The following is a 22,768-nucleotide window of genomic DNA, read 5'->3' as shown; positions in this document are numbered from 1 at the left end:
GGGGCGTACTGCGTATGCCCCGGCGTGGGTGCAGTCACGCGGATGGGCCGACCGCACCACCCTTCACAGTGGTGCCGTCGGCCCATTCGCGCGAGTCAGTCGCGGGCGGATTCCACCGGGTCGGCCTCGGCCGCCGAGCTGCCGTACCGTCCGTCGAGCTTGGAGACCAGGCCGGTGACCTGGCGGGCGATGTCGGGGGCGGTCAGGCCGATCTCGGCCATCACCTCGGCGCGGGAGGCGTGGTCGAGGAAGCGCGGCGGGATGCCGAAGTCGCGCAGCGGCACGTCCACGCCCGCGTCACGCAGGGCCTGCGCGATCGTGGAGCCGACCCCGCCGACGCGGGAGTTGTCCTCGACGGTGACCACCACGCGGTGCCGCTCGGCGAGCGGGGCCATGGCCTCGTCGACGGGCTTGACCCAGCGCGGGTCGACGACGGTCGTGGAGATGCCCTGCTGGTCGAGGAGGGTGGCGATCTCCAGGCACATGGGCGCCAGCGCGCCCACGGAGACGAGCAGCACGTCGGGCCGGTCCGTGCCGGGCTCGCGCAGCACGTCCATGCCGCCGACCCGTCCCACGGCGGGTACGGCGGGGCCGACGGCGCCCTTGGAGAAGCGGACGACGGTCGGCGCGTCGTCGACCTCGACGGCCTCGCGCAGCTGGGCGCGCACCTGGTCGGCGTCGCGCGGCGCGGCCAGCCTGAGCCCCGGCACGACCTGGAGGATCGACATGTCCCACATGCCGTTGTGGGAGGCGCCGTCGGTGCCGGTGACGCCGGCCCGGTCGAGCACGAAGGTGACCCCGCACTTGTGCAGGGCGACGTCCATCAGGACCTGGTCGAAGGCACGGTTGAGGAAGGTGGCGTAGACGGCGAAGACGGGGTGCACCCCCGCGTGCGCGAGGCCCGCCGCGGAGACGGCGCCGTGCTGCTCGGCGATGCCGACGTCGTAGACGCGGTCGGGGAAGGCCTTGGCGAACCTGTCCAGGCCCACCGGCTGGAGCATGGCGGCGGTGATGGCGACGATGTCCTCGCGCTCCTCGCCCAGCTTGACCATCTCGTCGCCGAAGACGGACGTCCAGTCGGCGCCGGAGGTGGAGATCGGCAGACCGGTGTCGGGGTGGATCTTGCCGACGGCGTGGAAGCGGTCCGCCTCGTCCTGGAGGGCGGGCTGGTAGCCGCGGCCCTTCTCGGTCAGGCAGTGCACGATGACCGGCCCGCCGAACCGCTTGGCGCGGGCCAGCGCCGACTCCAGGGCCTCGATGTCGTGCCCGTCGATGGGGCCGACGTACTTCAGGCCGAGGTCCTCGAACATGCCCTGCGGGGCGATGAAGTCCTTCAGGCCCTTCTTGGCGCCGTGCAGGGTGTCGAAGAGCGGCTTGCCGACGACCGGGGTGCGGTCGAGGATCTCCTTCGTCCGGGCGAGGAAGCGCTCGTAGCCGTCGGTCGTGCGGAGCGTGGCGAGGTGGTTGGCGAGGCCGCCGATGGTCGGGGCGTAGGAGCGCTCGTTGTCGTTGACGACGATGACGAGCGGGCGGTCCTTGGCCTCGGCGATGTTGTTCAGCGCCTCCCAGGCCATGCCGCCGGTCAGGGCGCCGTCACCGATCACGGCGACCACGTGGCTGTCGCGTTCGAGGAGCTGGTTGGCCTTCGCGATGCCGTCGGCCCAGCCGAGCACCGTGGAGGCGTGGCTGTTCTCGATGACGTCGTGCTCGGACTCGGCCTGCGAGGGGTAGCCGGACAGGCCGCCCTTCATCTTCAGCCGGGAGAAGTCCTGCCGGCCGGTGAGCAGTTTGTGCACGTAGGACTGGTGGCCGGTGTCCCACAGCACCTTGTCCCTGGGCGACTCGAAGACCCGGTGGAGGGCGATGGTGAGCTCGACCACGCCGAGGTTGGGTCCGAGGTGGCCGCCGGTCTTGGAGACGGCGTCGACGAGGAAGGTCCGGATCTCCTCTGCCAGCTGGGCCAGCTCCTCCGGGCTGAGCCGGTCCAGATCGCGCGGTCCCCTGATGCGGGTCAGCAGCGGCACCCGTGCCTCCTTGCAGTAGAGCTGATCGAGCTGTTGCCGGGCCCGTCGAGTCTAATGTTCCGTCCCGGCCCGCGGACTCCGGCCCGTGCGTCATAGGTCACGGGTCGGCCGTACCCAGCATGGGGCGTTCCTATGGCACGCCTGTGCCCGGCACTTGGAGTGCCGGGCACAGGGGGCACCCCGGGGGGGTGCGGTGCGTGCGCGTTAGCCGCGGCCCGCCGCCTTCTGGCTCTTGCGGGAGACGGAGTCGATGACGACCGCGCCGAGCAGGACACCACCGGTGATCATGTACTGGATGGAGGTGTTCATGTTGAGCAGGTCCAGACCGGTCTGGATGGACTGGATGACCAGCATGCCGAGCAGCGCGGACCAGACCGAGCCGCGGCCGCCGAAGAGGCTGGTGCCGCCGATGACCGCCGCGGCGATCGCCAGCATCAGCGTGTTGCCGCCACCGGCGTTCAGCGTGGCGCTGGCCGTCTGACCGGCGAAGAACATACCGCCGACCGCGGCGAAGCCACCGGCGATGGCGAACACGGTGATCCGGACCATCGGCACGTTGATACCGGCGCGGCGCGCCGCCTCGATGCCGCCGCCGACCGCGAAGACCTTGCGGCCGAAGGTGGTGCGGCGCAGCACGAAGTCGACGATGACCAGGGCCGCCAGGAAGATCACCAGCGCGTTGGAGACACCGGCGGAGTTGTTCAGCACCGCCGCGGCCACGAAGGAGGCGGCACCGAGCAGACCCACCCGGATCAGGATCTCGCTGGTCGGCCGGAACGGCACGCCCGCGGCCCGGCGACGGCGCTGCTCACCGAAGTTGCCGACGAGCATCAGCACGACCCCGAGGCCGGCCAGCAGGTAGGCGCCGATGATGGCCTGGTCCATGAAGAAGGAGTTCTGGCCGAGCAGGTGCACCGGGCCGGAGTCCGACGGGATGTTGATGGTGCCGCTGGAGCCCAGCAGCCACAGCATCAGGCCGTTCCAGCCGAGGAAGCCGGCCAGGGTGACCACGAAGGCGGGTACGCCGATCTTGGCGAAGAACCAGCCGTGCAGCGCGCCGATGCCGATACCGGTCAGGATGGTCAGAGCCAGCGACAGCCAGGGGTTCATGGTGTTGTCGACCACGAACACGGCGAACAGGGTGGACGCCAGGCCGCTGACGGAACCGACGGACAGGTCGATCTCACCGAGCAGCAGGACGAACACCAGGCCGATGGCGAGCATGCCGGTGGCCGACATGAAGTAGCTGATGTTCGACAGGTTGTCGGCGCTCAGGAAGCGGTCGTTCTGCAGCTGGAAGATCGTCCAGATGACGATCAGGCCGACGACGACCGGCAGCGAGCCCAGCTCGCCGCCCTTCACCTTGCGCTTGAACTCGGTCCAGTAGCCCTTGAAACCCTCTTCGCGGACCAGCAGACGCGGGTCGACGACGGCGACCGGGGCGGCCGTGGGGTCGTCGGCGGGGGCCACGGTCCCCTGCTCCTCCACGACGCCTTCGGTCTTCTCGACCTTCGTGGCCTCGGTCTTGTCGCTCTTCACGGTCTTGGACGTGTCGCTCACTTGGCCGCCTCCGCGGTGCGACGCCCCGCACGACGGGTGACGGCGTTGTCCGTGGCACCCGTGATCGCGGCGATGATCTCTTCGTGGCTGGTGTCCTTCACGGGGAAGGAGCCGTTGTTCTTGCCCAGGCGCAGCACGGCCACGGTGTCCGCGACCGCCTTGACGTCGGCCATGTTGTGGCTGATGAGGATGACGCCGAGGTTGCGCTCGCGCAGCCGCTCGACGAGGTCGAGGACCTGCGCGGTCTGCTCGACGCCGAGGGCGGCGGTGGGCTCGTCGAGGATGACGACCTTCGGGTCGCCGATCAGCGCGCGGGCGATGGCGACGACCTGGCGCTGGCCGCCGGAGAGGCTCGCGATCGGGATGCGCACGCTCGGGATGCGGATGGAGAGCGTGGACAGCAGTTCGCGGGCGTTCTTCTCCATCGTCACCTCGTCGATGACGCCTCGGTGCAGCAACTCGCGCCCGAGGTAGAGGTTGCCGACCACGTCGAGGTTGTCGCAGAGCGCGAGGTCCTGGTAGACCGTCGCGACACCGAGTCCCTGGGCGTCGTGCGGCTTGTTGATGCTGACCGGCTTGCCCTCCCACTCGATGACGCCGTCATCGATGGGGTGGACACCCGCGATCGTCTTGACCAGAGTGGACTTACCTGCGCCGTTGTCGCCCACCAGGGCGACGACTTCTCCGGCGTGGACCTCCAGTTCGACGTCGGTGAGTGCCTGGACCGCACCGAATCGCTTGGAGACTCCGCGCAACGCCAGCACGGGCGTAGCGGACACGTGAACCATCTCCTTCGCCGCCTGACCGGCGGGGATGCCGCGCTGTGGGAAAGGCGCGGAAGGGTGTGCGTCATGCGCGCGGTCGCGGCGTGGACGCACGAGGTTTACAAGATGAACATGCGCGAGTCCGCGGCGCTTGGCAACGGTTCCGTCCGACGCCCGCCCCGCAGCGGGGTGTGAAGGCGGGGCAGGCGTCGGCGGGGTCTCGCGGGACCGCTCGGCGGTCGTCGGGCCCGGGTCCCTGGGCGGGACCCGAGCCGGTGGCGCGATGTGCGCGTGACTACTGCAGGCCGGCGGCCTTGCAGGCGGCGGCGTACTCGGCGGTGCAGATCTCCTGGACCGTGTACAGCTTGTCCTTGATCACCGTGTCCTTGATGTTGGCCTTGGTGACGGAGACCGGAGTCAGCAGCTGGGAGGGCACCTTGTCGCCGGAGCCGCTGGTCAGCGTCTGCGTGGCCAGGGACTTGATGTCCTTGCCCTCGAGCAGGTTGACCGCGAGCTGGGCGGCGGCGTCGGCCTCCGGCTTGAAGGCCTTGTAGACGGTGGAGGACTGGGTGCCGGCGACGATGCGCTGGATGCCCGCGAGCTCCGCGTCCTGGCCCGTCAGCGGGATGCCGCTGATCTTCGCGCCCTTGAGGGTGTTGGCGATACCACCGGCCATGCCGTCGTTGGCGGAGTAGACGCCCGCGATGTTCTTCGCGCCCAGCTGGGTGATGGCGGCGGACATCTTCTGCGCGGCGACGGTGTCCTTCCACAGGCCCGACTGCTCGTAGGCGATGGTGACCTTGCCGTCGAGGGCCTTGTGGGCGCCTTCCTTGAACTGGCCGGCGTTCGGGTCGGCGTCGTCACCGTTGATCATGACGATCTTCGACTTGGTGGTCGCCTTGGCGCCGAGGGCGTCGAGCAGGGCCTGGCCCTGGAGCTCGCCGACCTTGACGTTGTCGAAGGACACGTAGGCGGAGACCGGGCCCTGCGCGAGGCGGTCGTACGCGATGACCTTGACACCCTTGTCCACCGCGGACTGGATGGAGGACTTGATGGCGGCGGAGTCCTGGGCGGAGACCACGATGACCTTGACGCCCTTGGTGACCATGCTGCTCATCTGCTGAGCCTGCTTGGCCGGGTCGGCGGCGGCGTTCGCGTACTGGACGTCGCAGTCGGAGCAGAGCTCCTTGACCTTGGCCTCGAAGAGCGGCTTGTCGAACTTCTCGTAGCGAGCGGTGACGCTGTCGGGGAGCAGCAGGCCGATCGACTTGCTGTCCGAGCTGCTGCTGCCGGAGTCGTCGCCGCCCGCCTTGCCGCACGCGGCAATCGACAGGGCCATGGAGACGGCGGTGGCGCCGATCACGACTCTACGCATCGTTGCGTTCATTGGGGTGTGCCTCCCTGACAGGGCCGCAGCGCTGCGGCCGAGGTGGCAGGAAGTCAACTCGGCCACACGTGCGACGTCAAGAAGTAAATACTTAACGAGATGGCAACGGGGTCATTCGTTCTCTAAGTGAAGGCGGGTGCCGCAGTCGACAGGGTGCCGTCCAAAAGGGTCGAATCACCCATCTCGCTGAGCGCGAGAGCGAGGGCTCCGAGCACCTCCGCGCGGCCCCCGAGTGCCCCGGGAAGCACGGAGAGTTGGCGTGCCGCGCTGGGGATCGCGTAGCGGCCGACGGACTCCCTGATCGGCCCGAGCACCAGCTCACCGGCCTCGGCGAGATCACCGCCGAGCACCACCCGGCTCGGGTTCAACAGGTTGCACAGGTTGGCGACTCCACTGCCGATGTGGCGGCCGACGTCGGCGATCACCCGACGGCAGCCCGGGTCACCGTCCCTGGCCAGCCGTACGACGCCTTCCATGGTGAGATCCGTGCCGTGGCTGGGCTGGAGCAGTGGCAGCACGTAGCGGGCGGCCGTGAAGGTCTCCAGGCAGCCCCGGTTTCCGCAGCGGCAGACCGGGCCGGACTCATCAAGGGTAATATGTCCGATTTCTCCCGCAGTCCCGCCGGGACCCCGGTAGATCTTCCCGTCGATCACCAGACCGGCGCCGACACCGCTCGCGACCTTGATGTAAGCAAGATCACGTACGCCTCTGCCGCTGCCCCAGACCATCTCGCCGAGGGCGCCGAGGTTGGCGTCGTTGTCCACGTGGACGGCCACACCGAGGCGGCCGCGCAGTTCCTCGGCGGGGCGGGTGCCGATCCAGCCGGGCAGGATGGCGGAGGAGCCGAGCGTGCCGGACTCCACATCGATGGGGCCGGGCACGCCGAGCCCCACCCCGGCGATCTTCGCACGGTCGACTCCGGTGGCTTCGAGGAGCCGGTTGACCAGCTGTTCCGCCCGGTCGAAGCCCTGGGTCGAGGAGGCGTCCACGTCCAGCGGCTCTGACTCCTCCGCCAGGACCTGGTGGGCGAGGTTGCCGACGGCCACGCGGAGATGGGTGTGGCCGAAGTCGACCCCGATGACGATGCCGGCGTCACCGCTGAGGCTGACGCTGCGGGCCCTGCGTCCGCCGGCCGAGGTGGGCGTGACCTCGACGGTTCCGCCGTCCTTCAGCTCGCGCACGATGTTGGAGACGGTTGCCGCGGACAGACCGGTGGTCCGGGCGATCTCCGCCTGCGTGAGGGACCCGGCCAGACGCACCGCGCGTACGACCCGCTCCAGGTTGGCTCGGTGCAGCGACGACTGCGACCCCGGAGTCTCCACGACGACCTCCTGCGCGCGGGACCGCAGCGATGGGGCCCCGTCCATGTCCAACTAGTGAACTCTAAGCTGAGCTGTTCGGGTCGCCTCCCGTCAAGAGGTTGAACAGCATCCGCTCAGTCGAACACAGGGGCGCGCAGGGGTGCACCCGGTGGTCGCCGGGGGTGCAGGAGCGGTTGCGCAGCGTTGAGCTCGGGCTTCACGGGTTGTGGGGCTCCGCGGGATCCCCGCGGCCGGCGCGGTCCCGTCAGGGGTGGAGGCCGCGTTACTTCAGCGCCCCCGCCGTGAGCCCCTGCACCACCTGCCGCTGGAAGACGACGTACGCGGCGAGGACCGGCAGCATCGCCATCACCAGACCCGCGAAGAGGCCGGACCAGTCCCCCTTGTAGCCCTGGCTGACGGCCAGTTGGACCAGACCCTGGGTGAGGACGCGCCGGTCGGGGTCGGTGTTGAGGACCGTGGGCAGCATGTACTGGTTCCACTGGCCCAGGAAGTTGAAGATCCCGACGCTGATCAGGCCGGGCCGGGCCATCGGCAGCATGATCTGGAAGAACGTCCGGCTGTGCGAGGCGCCGTCGACGAAGGCCGCCTCCGCGACGGACGTGGGCAGCGTGCGGAAGAACGCCGTCAGGAAGAACACCGTGAACGGCAGCGAGTAGGCGATGTAGACCAGGATCAGGCCGTGGATGGTGTTCAGCAGTCCCATGTTGTTCACCACGTAGAACAACGGCACCAGCGCCAGCATGACCGGGAAGCTCATGCCGCCGATGAAGAGGTAGTAGACGAAGCGGTTGCCCGGGAAGTCGAACCGGGCGAGGACGTACGCCGCCATCGAGCCGAGGACCAGCGTGCCGACGAGCGAACCGCCCACCACCAGGACGGTGTTCAGGAAGTAGTCGCTCATGTGGGCCTCGGTCCACGCCCGGGCCCAGTTGTCGACGTGCAGCCTGTCCGGCAGCGACCACGGCGAGCCGAAGATGGAGCTGTCGTCCTTGAAGGAGGTCATCACCGCCCACAGCAGCGGCAGCACGACCATGACCGCCCAGACGACGAGGATGCCGTGCGAGAAGGCGTTGAGGACCTGGCCCTCCGGCCGGCGCGCGGGCGGCTTCCCGGCCTCGGGCGGGCCGGCCTTGGTGACGGGCGCGCCGGACTCGGCCGGCACGGGCGCGGGAGGTTCCGTCGTCTTCATGATCAGTACTCCAGCCGCTCGCGCCGCCCCAGCCGCAGCACGACCGCGGCGAAGGCCAGCGTGACGACGAGCAGGGCGACCCCGATGGTGGTGGCGTAGGCGGCCTGACCGTCACGGAAGGCCTTCTGGTACACGTACAGGACCATGACGGTGGTCGAGTAGTCGGGGCCGCCGGGCCCGGTCGTCATGATCTGGACGACCGCGAAGGACTCCGCGCCGAGGGCGAGGATGCCCAGGTACACCCAGCCGGACTGCACGGTGTCCCACAGCAGCGGCAGGGTGACGCGGAAGAACGTGGTGGACCGGTTGGCGCCGTCGAGCAGCGCGGCCTCGTACAGGTCCGCCGGGATGGAGGCCATGCCGGCGGAGAAGAGGACCACGAAGAAGCCGACCGTGGACCAGACGAGTACCGCCATCACGCACCACAGCGCGAGGTCGGGGTCGCCGAGCCAGAGCGGCTGGACGCCGTCCAGACCGACGCCGCGCAGGACCGAGTTGATCGCGCCGCTGTCAGGGTTGTAGGCGAAGGCGAACAGCAGCGCGACGATGGCGATCGACAGCACCTGCGGAAAGAAATAGACGATCTTGTAGAAGGAGGAGCCCCGGACGCCGGAGATCGCCGGGCCGCCCTTTCTCCTGCGTCCGCCGACATTGATCATGAAGGCGAAGAACAGCGCCAGCCCGATCGTCACCAGCGGCAGTACCACCGCGAACAGCAGGCTGTGCCGCAAGGACTTCCAGAAGATGTCGTCGTCCAGCATCCTGCGGTAATTGTCGAGGCCGACCATCTCGAATGCGGGGCTCAGACCGGTCCAGTCCGTGAACGAGTAGTAGATGGACTGGAGGAACGGCCAGACCACGAAGAGCGCGTACAGTCCCAGGGGCAGCGCCAGAAACCCCACGATGAACCGGTACTTGCCGTGCTGCATCACCACTCCGGTGTCGTGAGAATGCCGGTTACTGGTGCTTGTAGTGCTTGATCGAGCCGTCCTTCGCGGTCTCGTCGGCGAAGCCCTGGATCTTCTTGACGGCCTCGGCCGGGGTGAGACGGCCGGCCATCATCTCGCCGAGCCCGGACACCCCGATCTTCTCCTTCTGCAACTGGACGTACCAGTCCTGCAGTCGCGGATTCACCACGTTCTCGCCGGCCTTCTCCAGCGCGGCGACACCCGACCTGAGTCCGGGGGTGAGGGTGATGCCGTCGGTGCCGCCGTCGTAGGCGGTCAGCGACTTCACCTTGGCGGTGAAGTTCTTCGACGACGCCTCGCTGAGCATGATGCGCAGTTGCTCCATGCCTCCCGCCGCGTTCTTCGCCTTGGCCGGCACGATGAACGGCTCGCCGCCGGAGGCCCAGATGGTGCCGAAGGGCATCTTGTCCGAGGAGTCGAGGCCGGTGGGCGCGGAGACCGCGAGGTCGAAGTCGGCGGGGATGACGTTGGCCGACTCGTTCTCCACCCAGGAGCCGTTCGGGAGGAACAGCGCCTTGCCCTTGGCCCAGGCGGTCTGCGACTGGATGTGGTCCAGGCCCGGGGTGCCCCTGAGGACGTAACCCTTCCGGTAGAGCTCGTAGTAGGCCTCGAAACACGCCTTGACCGCCGGATGTTCCCAGGCCTTGGGCTCCAGGTTGTCGATGGCGTCGAGGACGTCGCGGCCGCCGACCTTGCCGATCATCGGATACAGCGAGAAGGGGAGGTAATAGGGGTACTTGCCCGCGTAGGTCCAGCCCGCGATGCCCTTCTTCTTGGCCTTCTCGCAGACGGCGAGCATCTCGTCCCAGGTCTCGGGGTACGTGGCGTCGAGCGAGTCCAGGGCCTTCTGGGAGTACCAGACGCCGTAGACCGTGTAGGCGTAGTACAGGATCCAGACGGGGTCGCCGTCGAACTGGCCCATCTCCACGATGCCGGGGCGCAGGGTGTCGCGGACCTTCTTGTCCGGGTCGTCGTAGGAGGGCGCGTCGAGCAGCGGGGTGAGGTCGGCGAGCTGGTTCTTGCCGACCAGGACGCCCATGTCCATCTGCTCGGCGCCGGAGTTGTCGATGAGGTCGGGCGGGGTGCCCTGGTTGAAGCGGGGCTGGAGCGTGGACTGGATCTTCTGGGTGGCCGAGAACTTCACCTCGACCCCGGGGAAGTCCTTTTCGTAGACCTTCACCGCGTCCTCGGCGTACTCCTTGCCGAAGCCGCCGTCGAACAGGACGAATTCCATCGGTGCGGTGTCGTTGACGCCGAGCGGGTTCCGCTCGGTCTTCTCGCCGGCTTTCGCCTTGTCGTCGCCGCCGCCCCCGCTGCTGGCACAGGCCGAGAGGAAACTCATCGTGGGGACGGAGATCAGGCCGAGTGCCGCGGATCGCCTGATCAGATCGCGGCGGCCCACACCCGCGGATTCGTTGTTCTCGGAAGCCGATGCCGAAGTGGATCCCATGCTCAAGTCCTCGCCTTCTCCAGGACTCAGGCGGTGGACGGGATCCTTCCCGGCACCGCGGTCGGGTCAAGCAGGGTCGTGCGGATCGCTCGCGTGAATCGCCGACAGGTATAGTCCACTTCTCGCCAGTGGGGCAAGATCGAACGCAAGGTCGGCCCTGGGTCTTTTCCGAGTTGAGACCTCCCGGACACCGGAACCGACCGTGCTTCCGTGCCGGAAAAACCCACGCCGTCTGTCTCGCCTGGCGCAATCAACGTTCTTGACACCACTCACCACTTGGCCACCTACTGATTTCTGCGCGACGACGGGGACAACGTTGTCCGATCCGGGGAGGGTGCTCACGCATGCGGCGAGTCGGATGGGGTCGGGCGGTCGTTCTCACGGCCGCCTTCGTCATGGCGGCCGGCACTCCGGGGGCGGCGAGCGCCCTGCCGGCCCCCGTTCCGGTACCGGAGCGGCAGTTCGCGTCGTCGTTCGAGGCCGGTCAGCCCGCCCCCGACTGGCAGAGCGCCGTCGAGACGACACCGGGCGGCGGCAAACGGGCGTCGGGGGTCGACGGCGGCTACGGCGGCGGGCTGCCCGGTGACGTGACCGACCGGGTGACGGACGTACGGGCCAGCGCGGAGAACACGGCCGGCGGCGAGGTGAAGGAGAACCTGGTCGACGGCGAGGCGGGCACCAAGTGGCTGGCCTTCTCCGCCACCGGCTGGGCCGAGTTCGAGCTGGCCGAGCCGGCCGCCGTCACCACGTACGCGCTCACCTCGGCCAACGACGTCGCCGAACGCGACCCCGCCGACTGGACCCTCGCAGGTTCGGCGGACGGCACGACCTGGACGACCCTCGACACCCGCACCGGGGAGACCTTCACCGAGCGGTTCCAGACGAGGACGTACGCCCTCGCCGCTCCGACGGCCGCCCACCGGCACTTCCGGCTGACGGTCACGAGGAACCACGGCGCCGGCATCCTCCAGCTCGCCGACGTGCGCCTCGGCACGGGCGGGAGCGACGGGCCCGTGCCGCCGGACATGCTCACCGTGGTCGACCGCGGCCCGAGCGGCTCCCCGACCGCGAAGGCACGGGCCGGCTTCACCGGGCTGCGCGCCCTGCGCTACGCCGGGCGCCACACCGCCTCCGGGCGCGGTTACTCGTACAACAAGGTCTTCGACGTGAACGTGCGGGTCGGTGCGCGGACGCAGCTGGCGTACCGCGTCTACCCGGCGATGGCCGACGGGGACCGCGACTACGCGGCGACGCACGTGTCGGTGGACCTGGCCTTCACGGACGGGACGTACCTGAGCGGGCTCGGGGCGAGGGACCAGTACGGCTTCCCGCTGTCGCCGCGCGGGCAGGGAGCCGCGAAGTCGCTCTACGTCAACCAGTGGAACGACGTGGTGGCGGGCGTCGGGCCGGTGGCGGCCGGGAAGACCGTCGACCGGATCCTGCTGGCGTACGACTCCCCGGGCGGGCCCGCGCGGTTCCGGGGCTGGGTGGACGACATCGCGCTGCGGACGGCCGCGCCCGAGGTGCCGAAGGCGCATCTGTCGGACTACGCGGTGACCACCCGCGGCACGAACTCCAGCGGCAGCTTCTCGCGCGGCAACACCTTCCCTGCGACCGCCGTACCGCACGGTTTCAACTTCTGGACGCCGGTGACCAACGCGTCCACGCTCGGCTGGCTCTACGACTACGCGCGCGCCAACAACGCCGACAACCTGCCCACCCTCCAGGCGTTCAGCGCGAGCCACGAGCCGAGTCCGTGGATGGGCGACCGGCAGACCTTCCAGGTGATGCCGTCCGCGGCGGCCGGCGTCCCGGACACCGGGCGGACGGCGCGCGCGCTGCCGTTCCGGCACGCGAACGAGACCGCGCGGCCGTACTACTACGGGGTGCGGTTCGAGAACGGGCTGAGGGCGGAGATGGCGCCGACCGACCACGCGGCGGCCCTTCGCTTCACCTACCCGGGCGAGGACGCGAGTGTCGTCCTCGACAACGTCACCGACCAGGCGGGCCTCACCCTCGACACCGGGAAAGGCGTGGTGACCGGCTACTCGGACGTGAAGTCGGGACTGTCCACGGGCGCGACCCGGCTCTTCGTGTACGGCGAGTTCGACGCGCCCGTGACCGACGGGGCCGCGAGCGGGGTCAGGGGCTGGCTGCGGTTCGACGCGGGCGCCGACCGCACGGTCACCCTGCGGCTGGCGACCTCCCTGATCAGTGTGGACCAGGCCCGCGACAACCTCCGCCAGGAGATCCCGTCGGGTACGGACTTCGAGACCGTGAAGTCCGAGGCGCGGCGGCAGTGGGACGAGCTGCTGGGGAAGGTGGAGGTCGAGGGCGCGACACCGGACCAGCTGACCACGCTGTACTCCAGCCTGTACCGGCTGTACCTGTACCCCAACTCCGGTTTCGAGAAGGTCGGTTCGACGTACAAGTACGCCTCCCCCTTCTCCCCGGCGCCGGGCCCGGACACCCCCACGCACACCGGCGCGAAGATCGTCGACGGCAGGGTGTACGTCAACAACGGCTTCTGGGACACCTACCGGACGACCTGGCCGGCGTACACGCTGCTGACGCCCACTCGGGCGGGTGAGCTCGCCGACGGGTTCGTGCAGCAGTACAGGGACGGCGGCTGGACCTCGCGCTGGTCTTCACCCGGGTACGCCGACCTGATGACCGGCACGTCGTCGGACGTGGCCTTCGCGGACGCGTACGTCAAGGGCGTCGGACTCGACGCGAGGGCGGCGTACGAGGCGGCGGTGAAGAACGCGACCGTCGTCCCCCCGTCGTCGGGCGTCGGCCGCAAGGGCATGGCGACCTCCCCCTTCCTCGGCTACACGAGCACGGCCACCCATGAGGGCCTCTCCTGGGCCCTGGAGGGCTACCTCAACGACTACGGCATCGCCCGGATGGGCCAGGCGCTGTACCGGGAGACGGGCGAACGGCGCTACAGGGAGGAGGCGGAGTACTTCCTCAACCGGGCGCGGGGCTACGTCCACCTCTTCGACGCGAAGGCCGGCTTCTTCCAGGGCCGGGACGAGGACGGCGACTGGCGGGTGCCGTCGGCGGAGTACGACCCGCGCGTCTGGGGTCACGACTACACCGAGACCAACGGCTGGGGCTACGCCTTCACCGCCCCGCAGGACGGCCGGGGCCTGGCCAACCTGTACGGCGGCCGCGACGGCCTGGCGAAGAAGCTCGACGCCTACTTCACGACCCCGGAGACCGCCTCCCCGCAGTTCGCGGGCTCCTACGGCGGGGTCATCCACGAGATGACGGAGGCGCGGGACGTGCGGATGGGCATGTACGGGCACTCCAACCAGGTCGCCCACCACGCGCTCTACATGTACGACGCGGCCGGGCAGCCGTGGAAGGCGCAGGCCGGGGTGCGCGAGGTGCTGGCGCGCCTGTACACCGGCAGCGCGATCGGGCAGGGCTACCACGGCGACGAGGACAACGGCGAGCAGTCGGCCTGGTACCTGTTCTCGGCGCTCGGCTTCTACCCGCTGGTGATGGGCAGCGGCGAGTACGCCGTCGGCTCCCCCCTGTTCACCAAGGCGACCGTCCACCTGGAGAACGGCGAGGACCTGGTGGTCCGCGCCCCGAGGAACAGCGCGCGGAACGTGTACGTCCAGGGCCTGAAGGTGGACGGCCGCGCCTGGACGTCGACCGCGCTCCCCCACTCGGTGCTCGCCAAGGGCGCGGTGCTGGACTTCGACATGGGGCCCGCGCCGTCGGCGTGGGGCAGCGGGAAGGACGCGGCGCCGGTGTCGATCACCCGGGACGACAAGGTGCCCACGCCCCGCAGGGACGTGCTGGAGGGCGAGGGCGCCCTGTTCGACGACACGTCCGCGACCGGGGCGGAGGTGTCGGGCGCGGTGGAGCTGCCGGTCGCCGCGGGCGCCAGGGCGGTGCAGTACACCCTGACCTCCGCCGGTCACGCCCGGGCGCCCGCCGGCTGGACCCTTCAGGGCTCCCCCGACGGCCGGACCTGGACCGATCTCGACAAGCGCACCGGTGAGACCTTCCGGTGGGACCGGCAGACGCGGGCCTTCACCGTCGCGCGGCCGGGCACGTACGGGCACTACCGGCTGGTGGTCGACGGCCGAGCAGGCCTCACGGAGGTCGAGTTGTTGTCATGATCGGGTGACCGACCACGACCGCCCGGTGACCCGGCCCGCACCCGTGTTCCGCACTCGTCCGGTTCCCGTCGCCCAACCGGAGGGCCCATGCCCCGTTCCGTGCCCGCCCTGCCCGAGGGGATCGATCCCGCCTGGCTGCCCCCGGAGGCCTTCCGGGCCCTGGGGGCCCGGCGGACGCTGATCCGGGGCTCGGGGCCGCTCGTCGAGACCGTGCACGGTGAGGTGGCGGACGCCTGCGGGCGGTTCGGCGGGGAGGTGGTGCGAGGCGGCGGCACGGTCGCCCCGTACGACCTGGTGATGGAGGTGACGGACGCGGACCACCTCGGTGACGAGGGGTTCACCTGCGGGCGGGCGGGGAGTACGACGACCGTCACGGCGTCCGGGCAACGGGGCCTGCTGTACGGGCTGTTCCACGTGGTCCGGCTCGGCGAGGAGGCCTTCCGGGGTGAGCGCCCGCGCGCGGTGCACCGGCCGGCGGTGGCGCCGCGAATGCTCGACCACTGGGACAACGTGGACGTGCACCCGGTCATGGGGCAGGTGGAGCGCGGGTACGCCGGCGGGTCGCTGTTCTGGCGGGACGGACGGGCACGCGGCGAGGTGGAGCGGGTGCGGGCGTACGGCAGGCTGCTCGCGGCCTGCGGGATCAACGCCGTCGCCGTCAACAACGTGAACGTGCACGCGACGGAGGCGCGTCTGCTGACCGACCGGCTCGGTGACGTCGCCGTCCTCGCCGACGCGTTGCGTCCGTACGGGATCCGCGTCCATCTGTCGGTGACCTTCGCCGCGCCGGTGGTGCTGGGCGGGCTGCCGACCGCCGACCCGCTGGACACGGCGGTGCGTCAGTGGTGGGCGCGGGCCGTGCGGGGGGTGTACGCGGCGATACCGGACTTCGGCGGGTTCGTGGTGAAGGCCGACTCGGAGGGCCAGCCGGGGCCGTTCACCTACGGCCGCTCGCACGCGGACGGCGCGAACATGCTCGCCGCCGCGCTCGCCCCGCACGGCGGCACGGTCCACTGGCGGGCGTTCGTCTACGACCACCGGCAGGACTGGCGGGACCGTACGACGGACCGGGCACGGGCCGCCTACGACCACTTCGCGCCGCTGGACGGGGAGTTCGCCGACAACGCGGTGCTCCAGGTGAAGCACGGGCCGATGGACTTCCAGGTGCGCGAGCCGGTCTCCCCCGTGCTCGGGGCGATGCCGCGCACCCGGCTCGCGGTGGAGGTGCAGGCCACGCAGGAGTACACCGGGCAGCAGCGGCACGTGTGCTGGCTCGGGCCGATGTGGAGCGAGGTGCTGCGGTTCCGCCCGGAGGGCGAGGACGGGCCGTCGGTCGGGGAGCTGGCGCGGGGTGGGCTCGTCGCGGTGTCCAACGCGGGCGACGACCCGTTCTGGACCGGGCACCCCCTCGCCCAGGCCAACCTGTACACCGTCGGGCGGCTCGCCTGGGAGCCGGACGCGGACCCGCACCGCCTCCTCGACGAGTGGATCGCGCTGACCTTCCCGGCCGCCCCGGAGCGGCTGGTGACCGGGGTGCGAACGCTGCTGCGCGGTTCCCGGCGGACGTACGAGAAGTACACCGCGCCGCTCGGCGTCGGGTTCATGGTGCAGCCGGGACACCACTACGGGCCGAGCGTGGACGGCTACGAGTACAGCCCGTGGGGGACGTACCACTTCGCCGACCGGGACGGCATCGGGGTCGACCGGAGCGCGGCGACCGGCACGGGGTACGCGGCGCAGTACGCCGAGCCGTGGGCCGCGCGGTACGAGTCGCCCGGCACCTGCCCCGACGAGCTGCTGCTGTTCTTCCACCACGTGCCGTACGGGCATGTGCTGCACAGCGGCACCACCGTGATCCAGCACATCTACGACACGCACTTCGAGGGCGTGGCGGAGGTGGAGGAGGCCCGCCGGGTGTGGGCCTCGCTCGCGGACTGCGTCGACCCGGCGCGCCACGCGCGGGTCGCGGAGCGGTACGAGGAGCAGCTCCGCGGCGCCCGCGAGTGGCGCGACCAGGTCAACAGCTACTTCCTGCGCAAGTCGGGGGTGCCCGACGAGCACGGGCGGACCGTCTACTGAAGGCGCAGCACGGCCACGCCCAGCGGGTCGAGGACGAGGGGCTCGCCCCGGTCGACGCGCTTGCCGGTGAGGAGGTCGGTGCCGTCGGCGTGAGCGGTCAGGGCGGCCGGTTCGGGCGCGTGGTTGAGGAGGAACAGCAGCCGGGTGCCGTCGGGGGTGACGCGGGTGGCCGTCTCGACGGCGGGGTGCCCGGCGTAGGGGCCGGTCAGGTCGTGGCGGGCGAGGACGCGGCGCACGACGTGGTCGACGCCGGGCTGGTCGAGGGCGGTGGCCACGTACCAGGCCTCCCCCGCGCCGACGGTGTGCCGGGTGACGGCCGGGGTGCCGGCGTAGAAGTCGGCGCCGTACGTGCCGACGGTGTCGGCGCCGCGCGGCTGGACGAGCTCGAAGACCAGGCGGGCCGTGGTGCGGAACTCCCCGAGGTCGACCGGCTGGGCGACGTCCTGCGGGCGGGCGTCCCACTCGTCGACGCGGATGCCGAGCAGCGGGGCGAGCGGGCCGGGCACGTCGGTGAGGAAGGCGCGGTCGTGGACGTCGGAGCGGGCGGTGAGGAAGGTGGCGAGGACGGTGCCGCCGCGGCCGGCGAGGGCCTCCAGGCGGTCGGCGAGGTCGTCCTTGACGAGGTGGAGGACGGGGGCGAGGACCACGTCGTAGGGGGTGAGGTCGGTGGTGACCGGGAGGACGTCCACGTCGGCGCCCGCCGCTCGGGCGGCCCGGTAGTAGGCGTGGACGACGTCCGGGTAGCGGACCAGGCGGGAGGGGCCGTCGGAGATCTCCAGGGCCCACCAGCTGTCCCAGTCGAAGAGGAGCGCGGTGCGGGCGGGGGTGCGGGCGCCGAGGGAGACCGGCCCGAACGCGGACAGTTCGGCCCCGACCGCGGCCACCTCGCGGAAGACGCGGGTGTCGTCGCGGCCCGCGTGGCCGATGACGGCCCCGTGGTACTTCTCGCAGGCGCCGCGTGAGGCGCGCATCTGGAAGTAGAGGGCGGCGTCGGCGCCGTGGGCGATCGCCTGCCAGGTGGCGAGCCGGAGTTCACCCGGCCGTCTCAGGGGGTTGACGTCGCGGCAGGCGGTGGTGGACGGGGTCTGCTCCGTCAGCCAGAAGGGGGCGCCGTCCTTCAGGCCGCGCATCAGGTCGTGGCCGAGGGCGGCGCGGGTCGGCGGGGCGTCGAGGGGCGGGTAGCTGTCCCAGGAGACGAAGTCGAGGTGGGGCGCCCAGCGGTGGTAGTCGAGCGGGCGGTACAGGCCCATGAGGTTGGTGGTGACCGGGGTGTCCGGGTCGTGGACGCGGATGGTTTGCTTCTCGGCGGTGAAGCAGCCGAGCAGCGCGTCCGTCATGAAGCGCCGGTAGTCGAGGGTGATGCCCTGGAAGGCGGTGTGGTCGGGGCCGCGCCAGTGTTCGGTGAGGGCGCTCGGCGGCTCGATCTCGTCCCAGTCGGTGTAGCGGTGCGACCAGAAGGTCGTCCACCAGGCGTCGTTGAGGGCGTCGAGGGTGCCGTGCCGCTCGCGCAGCCAGCCCCGGAAGGCCTCGGCGCACAGCTCGCAGTAGCAGGCGCCGCCGTACTCGTTGTTGACGTGCCAGGCGAGCAGCGCCGGGTGCTCGGCGTAGCGTTCGGCGAGCCGGCCGGCCATCGCGGTGGCGAGGCGGCGGTACGCCGGTGAGCTGGGGCAGAAGTTGTGGCGCTGGCCGTAGCGGTGGCGGCGGCCCTCGAAGTCGGTGCGATTGACCTCGGGGTGCCGTTTCGCCAGCCAGGGCGGGAGGGCGGCGGTGCCGGTGGCCAGGCAGACCCGGCGGCCCTCGGCCCGGGCCCGGTCCAGGACGCGGTCCAGGACGGTGAAGTCGTACGTGTCCGGGGCGGGTTGGGTCAGGGACCAGGAGAAGACACCGACGGTGAGGGTGTCGATGCCGGCCCGGGTGAACAGGCGGTGGTCCTCGTCCCACACCTGCCGCGGCCACTGCTCGGGGTTGTAGTCGCCGCCGTACGGGATCTTCGGGGTGCGCGGCGCGGTCATGCGGTGAAGTCCTCCTGGGTCTCGGCGATCACCGGGCGGGCGGCGCGCAGCAGGGACAGCAGCAGCGGAGCGGCGAGCAGGGCGGGCAGGGCCTCGGTCATGAGGGCGGTCAGGGTGCCGGACAGGACGAGCAGGGAGGCGGCGCCGAGGGTGGCGCGGCCGTGCCGCAGCAGGAAGTACCCGGCGAGCCGGGCGGTGTCACGGGCGCGGAAGGCGAAGAGGGAGGTGAGGACGAGGGCGTGGGCGCCCCACAGCAGGCAGGCCGCGCCGACCGCCCCGAGGAGCACCGCCCACCAGCCGGGCAGTCCGGTGGCGGAGAAGTGGGTGAGGGTGAAGGCGATCACGGTCAGCCACGCCAGCAGGGGCGTCCACAGCTTCAGCGCGGGGAGCGCGTTGAGGCGCAGGCCGCGCCGGTAGACGCGGGCCGGGTGCAGGTCGGTGAGGTCGTGGCTGCGGTGGTGCAGGGCGTAGACGGCGGCGGAGGCGGCCGGGCCGAGCGGGAGCAGGCAGACGGCGGCGAGGGGCAGGTTGGCGGGGTCGGGGCCGAGCAGGAGCAGGCCCAGGAGGCCGGGGGCGGCGGTGGCCAGGAGCAGGGCCTCGACGGTGAGGAGGGTGTGCAGGAGGGCGGCGGCCCGGGAGAGGGTGCCGGTGCCGAAGTCCGCGGTGCGGACGGTGCTCATGCGGCCTCCCTGCCGAGCAGTCGCCGTTCGTCCCACCAGGGCGGGGTCTCGTCGGTCAGCGGGGTCAGCTCGACGAGGGTGATCTCGTGGCGGGCGAGGGTGAGGCACAGGTCGGCCCGGCCGTCGGCCAGGGGTGTCCGGCGGTGACTGCGGGCGGGCTCGGCGGACTCGTGCAGGATGTCCAGCTGCGCCGGTCTGGGCGAGCGCGGGCTGCCCATGTGCCGCCAGGCGGTGTACGCGTTGCCGTGTTCCTCGTCGACGGTGGACCGGCGGACGAAGGCCTCGCCGCGGGCGGCGAGGGGGACGGACAGGTGCAGCGCGTGCCGGTCCGGGCCGGGGGTCTCGCCGGTGGGGTCGACGGGCGCCCAGGCCAGGACGGTGACCCGGCCGTCGGGGTGGCGGGTGACCAGGTGGTCGTCGCCCCGGGCGAGCAGTTCGGGGCCGGTCCGGGCCATGAAGGCGTACAGGTGGAACGCCGGTTTCCTGACCTGCCGGTGGGTGAGGAGGCCGAAGCCGCCGTGGAAGAGGGCGGTGGGGACGCCGGTCTCCTCGAACATGTCGCTGAAGGTCCAGTAGGAGAAGGAGTCGGCGAGGTCGCCTCCGGCAGCGAGCACCGGGGCGAGGTAGGCGGCGTGGAAGGCCGTGTCGTGCACGGGGTTGTCGGGGCGGTAGGAGGAGTTGAACTCCGTGATGTGCACGGGCAGGCCGGCGTACCGGGTGCCGCGGAGCTGCCGTCGCGGGGTGGCGAACTGGTCGAGGAGGCGGTCGGCGGGGGCCAGGGTCTGGTGGACGCCGAAGGGCACGTGCTGGGCCGGCCCGGAGGTGTAGGCGTGCCGGGAGACGAAGTCCACGGGCACGTCGTGCTCGTCGGTGAACTCGGCGAACCGCACCAGCCAGTCGTCGGCGCCCGGGGAGATCGCGGGGCCGCCCACCTGGAGGGAGGCGTCCACCTCCTTCACGGCGTGCGCGGTCACCTCGTACAGCCGGTGGTACGCCTTCTCGTCCGCGTCCTGCCAGAAGTCGGGCAGGTTGGGCTCGTTCCACACCTCGACGGGCCAGGTGCGCACCTCGTCGAGGCCGTAGCGGTCGACGAGGTGTCCCAGCGTGGCACGGACCAGGTCGGCCCAGGCGCGGTGGGAGCGGGGCGGGGTGACGTTGCCGCGCCACCAGAACACCGTCTGCTCGCCCGAGGCCAGCTCGTCGGGCATGAAGCCCAGTTCGAGGAAGGGCCGGACGCCGTGGGCGAGGCAGGCGTCGACGACCTGGTCGACGTAGGTGAAGGAGTGGTGGACCCGGCGGGTGCCCTGGTGGTCGTACGGCCGGTACACGCCCATGCCGTCGCTGAGCAGACCGTGGCCGCGCAGGTGGCGGAAGCCGATCTCGCGCTGGAGGAGGGCGAGGGAGTCCTGGTGGTCGCGGCGCAGGGCCAGTTCGATCCGGCCGGTGCCGACGCAGTACCGCCAGGCGTCGGAGAGCCGGCCGGTCGCCTCCGCGGGGACGCGGATCACCCGTTCTCCTTCTTGAAGCGCTCGTACGCCTTGTTGTGCAGGTCGACGAACTGCTGCATGTTCTTCGCCCTCAGCTCGGAGACGTAGGCGTCCCATTCCGACAGCGGGCGCTTGCCGAGGGCGAACTTGAGCGTGTTCTGGGTGACCTGGTCCCTGAGCGGCGTCTCCCAGAGCGCGGCCTGCTCCTGTTCGACGGACTGCAGGGGGTGGGCCGGTCCGATGGGCAGCTCTTCGCGCCGGGCCATGGCGTCCTGGAACGCCTTCTCGTCCGGGCTGAACGAGGAGGAGACCAGCTCCCAGCTGCCGCCGTAGGTGAAGACGCCGTTGAAGAAGCCGTAGTCCTTCTGGAGGTCCTTCGGGGCGTCCGGGTCGGAGCCCATGAGGCTGATGCCGTCCTTCAGCCGGTACCGGCCGCCGGAACGGGTGTACGTGACGCCCTCGACGCCCCATTTGGCGAACCGCTGGCCCTCGTCGGAGTACCAGAGCCAGTCCACGAACTGCATCATCGCGACGAAGCTGTCGCTCTTCAGCGCCTTGCTGGAGACCATGACGCCGTTCTCCAGCCGGGCGCCGCCCGTCACCACCGGACCGGCGGGTCCGATCGGCACCGGAACCATCTCGATCCTGGCGCCCTCGACCTGCTTCTCCAGGTTGTAGCGGTAGTTCTGCACGAGTTCCTGCGGGTTGGCGCTGATCGCGAAGGACTTCTCACCCAGCAGCTTCTGCACCGCCTCCTCGTCGGTCTGGGTGAAGCTCTCGGGGTCGACCAGTTTCTCGGCGACCAGTTTCCGCACGTACTCGATCATCCGGCGGAAGGCGTCCGTCGCGCCGGTGAAGACGAACTCCTGCGCGCTCGCGTCCCAGCTGATGTTGTCGTACGTCCAGCCGGCCCTGACCCCGTACGCCTGGCCGAGGTAGCTGAACAGCGCGGCGGCCGGATAGGGCGTGTTCTTGCTCCAGCGGTCGGAGAACGGGTAGCGGTCCGGATACTCCTCCTTGACCGCCCTGAGCACCGTGTACACCTCGTCCCAGGTGGTGGGCAGGCTCAGCCCGAGCCGGTCGAGGACGTCGGTGCGCAGCGACAGCGAGTAGCCGGACCTGGCCTTCTCGTGCAGGCCGGGCAGCAGGTAGAACTTGCCGTCGGCCTGACGGATGGAGTCGATCTCCGGCTCCAGCTTCCATCTCCGGACCTTGTCGCGGAAGTGGGGCATGAGGTGCACGTAGTCGCTGACCGGGAGGATCGCGCCGGACGAGACGAAGGCGACCTCCGACGGGTGGTACGTCTTGGGGATGAGGAACGGGGCGTCGCCCGAGCCGATGAGGACGCTGCGCTTCTTCTCGTAGTCGACCAGGGGGACGGAGACGGGCTTCAGGGTGATGCCGGTGCGCCGGGTGAGCTCCTTCCAGAACAGCCAGCCGTTCTTCATCGGATAGACGGGGTTGTCGTTGTGCAGGACCGAGAAGGACAGCGGCTCGGACGCCTTGAACTGCTGGCCGACGCGGTACTCCTTCATCGCGCCGTTCTGCTTCTTCGACAGGTCCTTGGAGTCGCCGCCGTCGTCGCCGCTGCCGCAGCCGGTGAGGGCGGTGAGGCCGGCGAGGCCCGCAGCGGCCAGGATCTGACGCCGTGACAGTTGTCCTGCGTTCTTCACGGGAACTCCCTTGTTCCGTAAGCGGGTCGAGGAG

At 70.6% G+C, this 22,768-nt stretch carries 14 protein-coding genes; 2 read left to right on the top strand and 12 right to left on the bottom strand.

Annotated elements, in window-relative coordinates; translation table 11 throughout:
- Window positions 1-95: 95 nt before the first annotated feature.
- The 8 genes from dxs to ngcE form a co-directional block, all read right to left on the bottom strand.
- Window positions 96-2,024: a 1-deoxy-D-xylulose-5-phosphate synthase gene (gene dxs, locus ACIBBD_RS14825; protein WP_399419762.1), complete on the bottom strand. Its 1,929-nt coding sequence runs from the start codon at window positions 2,022-2,024 to the stop codon at window positions 96-98.
- 204 nt (window positions 2,025-2,228) lie between these two features.
- Window positions 2,229-3,584, bottom strand: coding sequence for a sugar ABC transporter permease (locus ACIBBD_RS14820; RefSeq protein ID WP_399419761.1), 1,356 nt, complete (start codon window positions 3,582-3,584; stop codon window positions 2,229-2,231).
- Complete coding sequence (locus tag ACIBBD_RS14815; protein WP_399419760.1) at window positions 3,581-4,372, bottom strand: ATP-binding cassette domain-containing protein; 792 nt, start codon at window positions 4,370-4,372, stop codon at window positions 3,581-3,583. Before ACIBBD_RS14815 ends, ACIBBD_RS14820 begins: the two co-directional genes overlap by 4 nt.
- A gap of 271 nt (window positions 4,373-4,643) precedes the next feature.
- Window positions 4,644-5,723, bottom strand: coding sequence for a sugar ABC transporter substrate-binding protein (locus ACIBBD_RS14810; protein ID WP_399419759.1), 1,080 nt, complete (start codon window positions 5,721-5,723; stop codon window positions 4,644-4,646).
- Window positions 5,724-5,857: 134 nt separating this feature from the next.
- The gene (locus ACIBBD_RS14805; protein ID WP_399419821.1) at window positions 5,858-7,057 is read right to left on the bottom strand and encodes an ROK family protein; all 1,200 of its coding nucleotides are present in this window, start codon (window positions 7,055-7,057) and stop codon (window positions 5,858-5,860) included.
- Between the two features lie 262 nt (window positions 7,058-7,319).
- Entirely contained in the window at window positions 7,320-8,246 is a 927-nt protein-coding gene (locus ACIBBD_RS14800; protein ID WP_399419758.1) for a carbohydrate ABC transporter permease, read from the bottom strand.
- 2 nt (window positions 8,247-8,248) lie between these two features.
- On the bottom strand, window positions 8,249-9,175 hold the full coding sequence (locus ACIBBD_RS14795; RefSeq protein ID WP_399419757.1) for a carbohydrate ABC transporter permease: 927 nt from the start codon (window positions 9,173-9,175) through the stop codon (window positions 8,249-8,251).
- 28 nt (window positions 9,176-9,203) lie between these two features.
- Window positions 9,204-10,664, bottom strand: a complete 1,461-nt coding sequence (gene ngcE, locus ACIBBD_RS14790) for an N-acetylglucosamine/diacetylchitobiose ABC transporter substrate-binding protein (protein WP_399419756.1) — start codon at window positions 10,662-10,664, stop codon at window positions 9,204-9,206.
- A 344-nt stretch (window positions 10,665-11,008) separates the two neighbouring features.
- Here ngcE and ACIBBD_RS14785 point away from each other — a divergent pair, with 344 nt between their 5' ends.
- Together ACIBBD_RS14785 and ACIBBD_RS14780 are read left to right on the top strand one after the other, a co-directional pair.
- Window positions 11,009-14,803 (top strand): GH92 family glycosyl hydrolase, encoded by a 3,795-nt coding sequence (locus ACIBBD_RS14785; protein WP_399419755.1) that lies wholly within the window; start codon window positions 11,009-11,011, stop codon window positions 14,801-14,803.
- Between the two features lie 87 nt (window positions 14,804-14,890).
- Complete coding sequence (locus ACIBBD_RS14780; RefSeq protein ID WP_399419754.1) at window positions 14,891-16,882, top strand: alpha-glucuronidase; 1,992 nt, start codon at window positions 14,891-14,893, stop codon at window positions 16,880-16,882.
- Here the strand turns inward: ACIBBD_RS14780 and ACIBBD_RS14775 are convergent.
- The 4 genes from ACIBBD_RS14775 to ACIBBD_RS14760 are packed head-to-tail and all read right to left on the bottom strand — an operon-like array spanning window position 16,876 to window position 22,734.
- The gene (locus ACIBBD_RS14775; protein WP_399419753.1) at window positions 16,876-18,894 is read right to left on the bottom strand and encodes a beta-galactosidase; all 2,019 of its coding nucleotides are present in this window, start codon (window positions 18,892-18,894) and stop codon (window positions 16,876-16,878) included. The genes ACIBBD_RS14780 and ACIBBD_RS14775 overlap by 7 nt on opposite strands.
- A complete protein-coding gene (locus tag ACIBBD_RS14770; RefSeq protein WP_399419752.1) occupies window positions 18,891-19,574 on the bottom strand; it encodes a hypothetical protein in 684 nt (227 codons plus the stop codon). The genes ACIBBD_RS14775 and ACIBBD_RS14770 overlap by 4 nt, the downstream gene beginning before the upstream one ends.
- Window positions 19,571-21,082: a xylan 1,4-beta-xylosidase gene (locus ACIBBD_RS14765; protein ID WP_399419751.1), complete on the bottom strand. Its 1,512-nt coding sequence runs from the start codon at window positions 21,080-21,082 to the stop codon at window positions 19,571-19,573. The genes ACIBBD_RS14770 and ACIBBD_RS14765 overlap by 4 nt, the downstream gene beginning before the upstream one ends.
- Complete coding sequence (locus tag ACIBBD_RS14760) at window positions 21,079-22,734, bottom strand: extracellular solute-binding protein (protein ID WP_399419750.1); 1,656 nt, start codon at window positions 22,732-22,734, stop codon at window positions 21,079-21,081. The genes ACIBBD_RS14765 and ACIBBD_RS14760 overlap by 4 nt, the downstream gene beginning before the upstream one ends.
- Window positions 22,735-22,768 lie beyond the last annotated feature (34 nt).

Source organism: Streptomyces sp. NPDC051315 (assembly GCF_044455165.1).
GTDB lineage: Bacteria > Actinomycetota > Actinomycetes > Streptomycetales > Streptomycetaceae > Streptomyces.
This window is presented reverse-complemented; position numbering and strand designations above follow the sequence as displayed.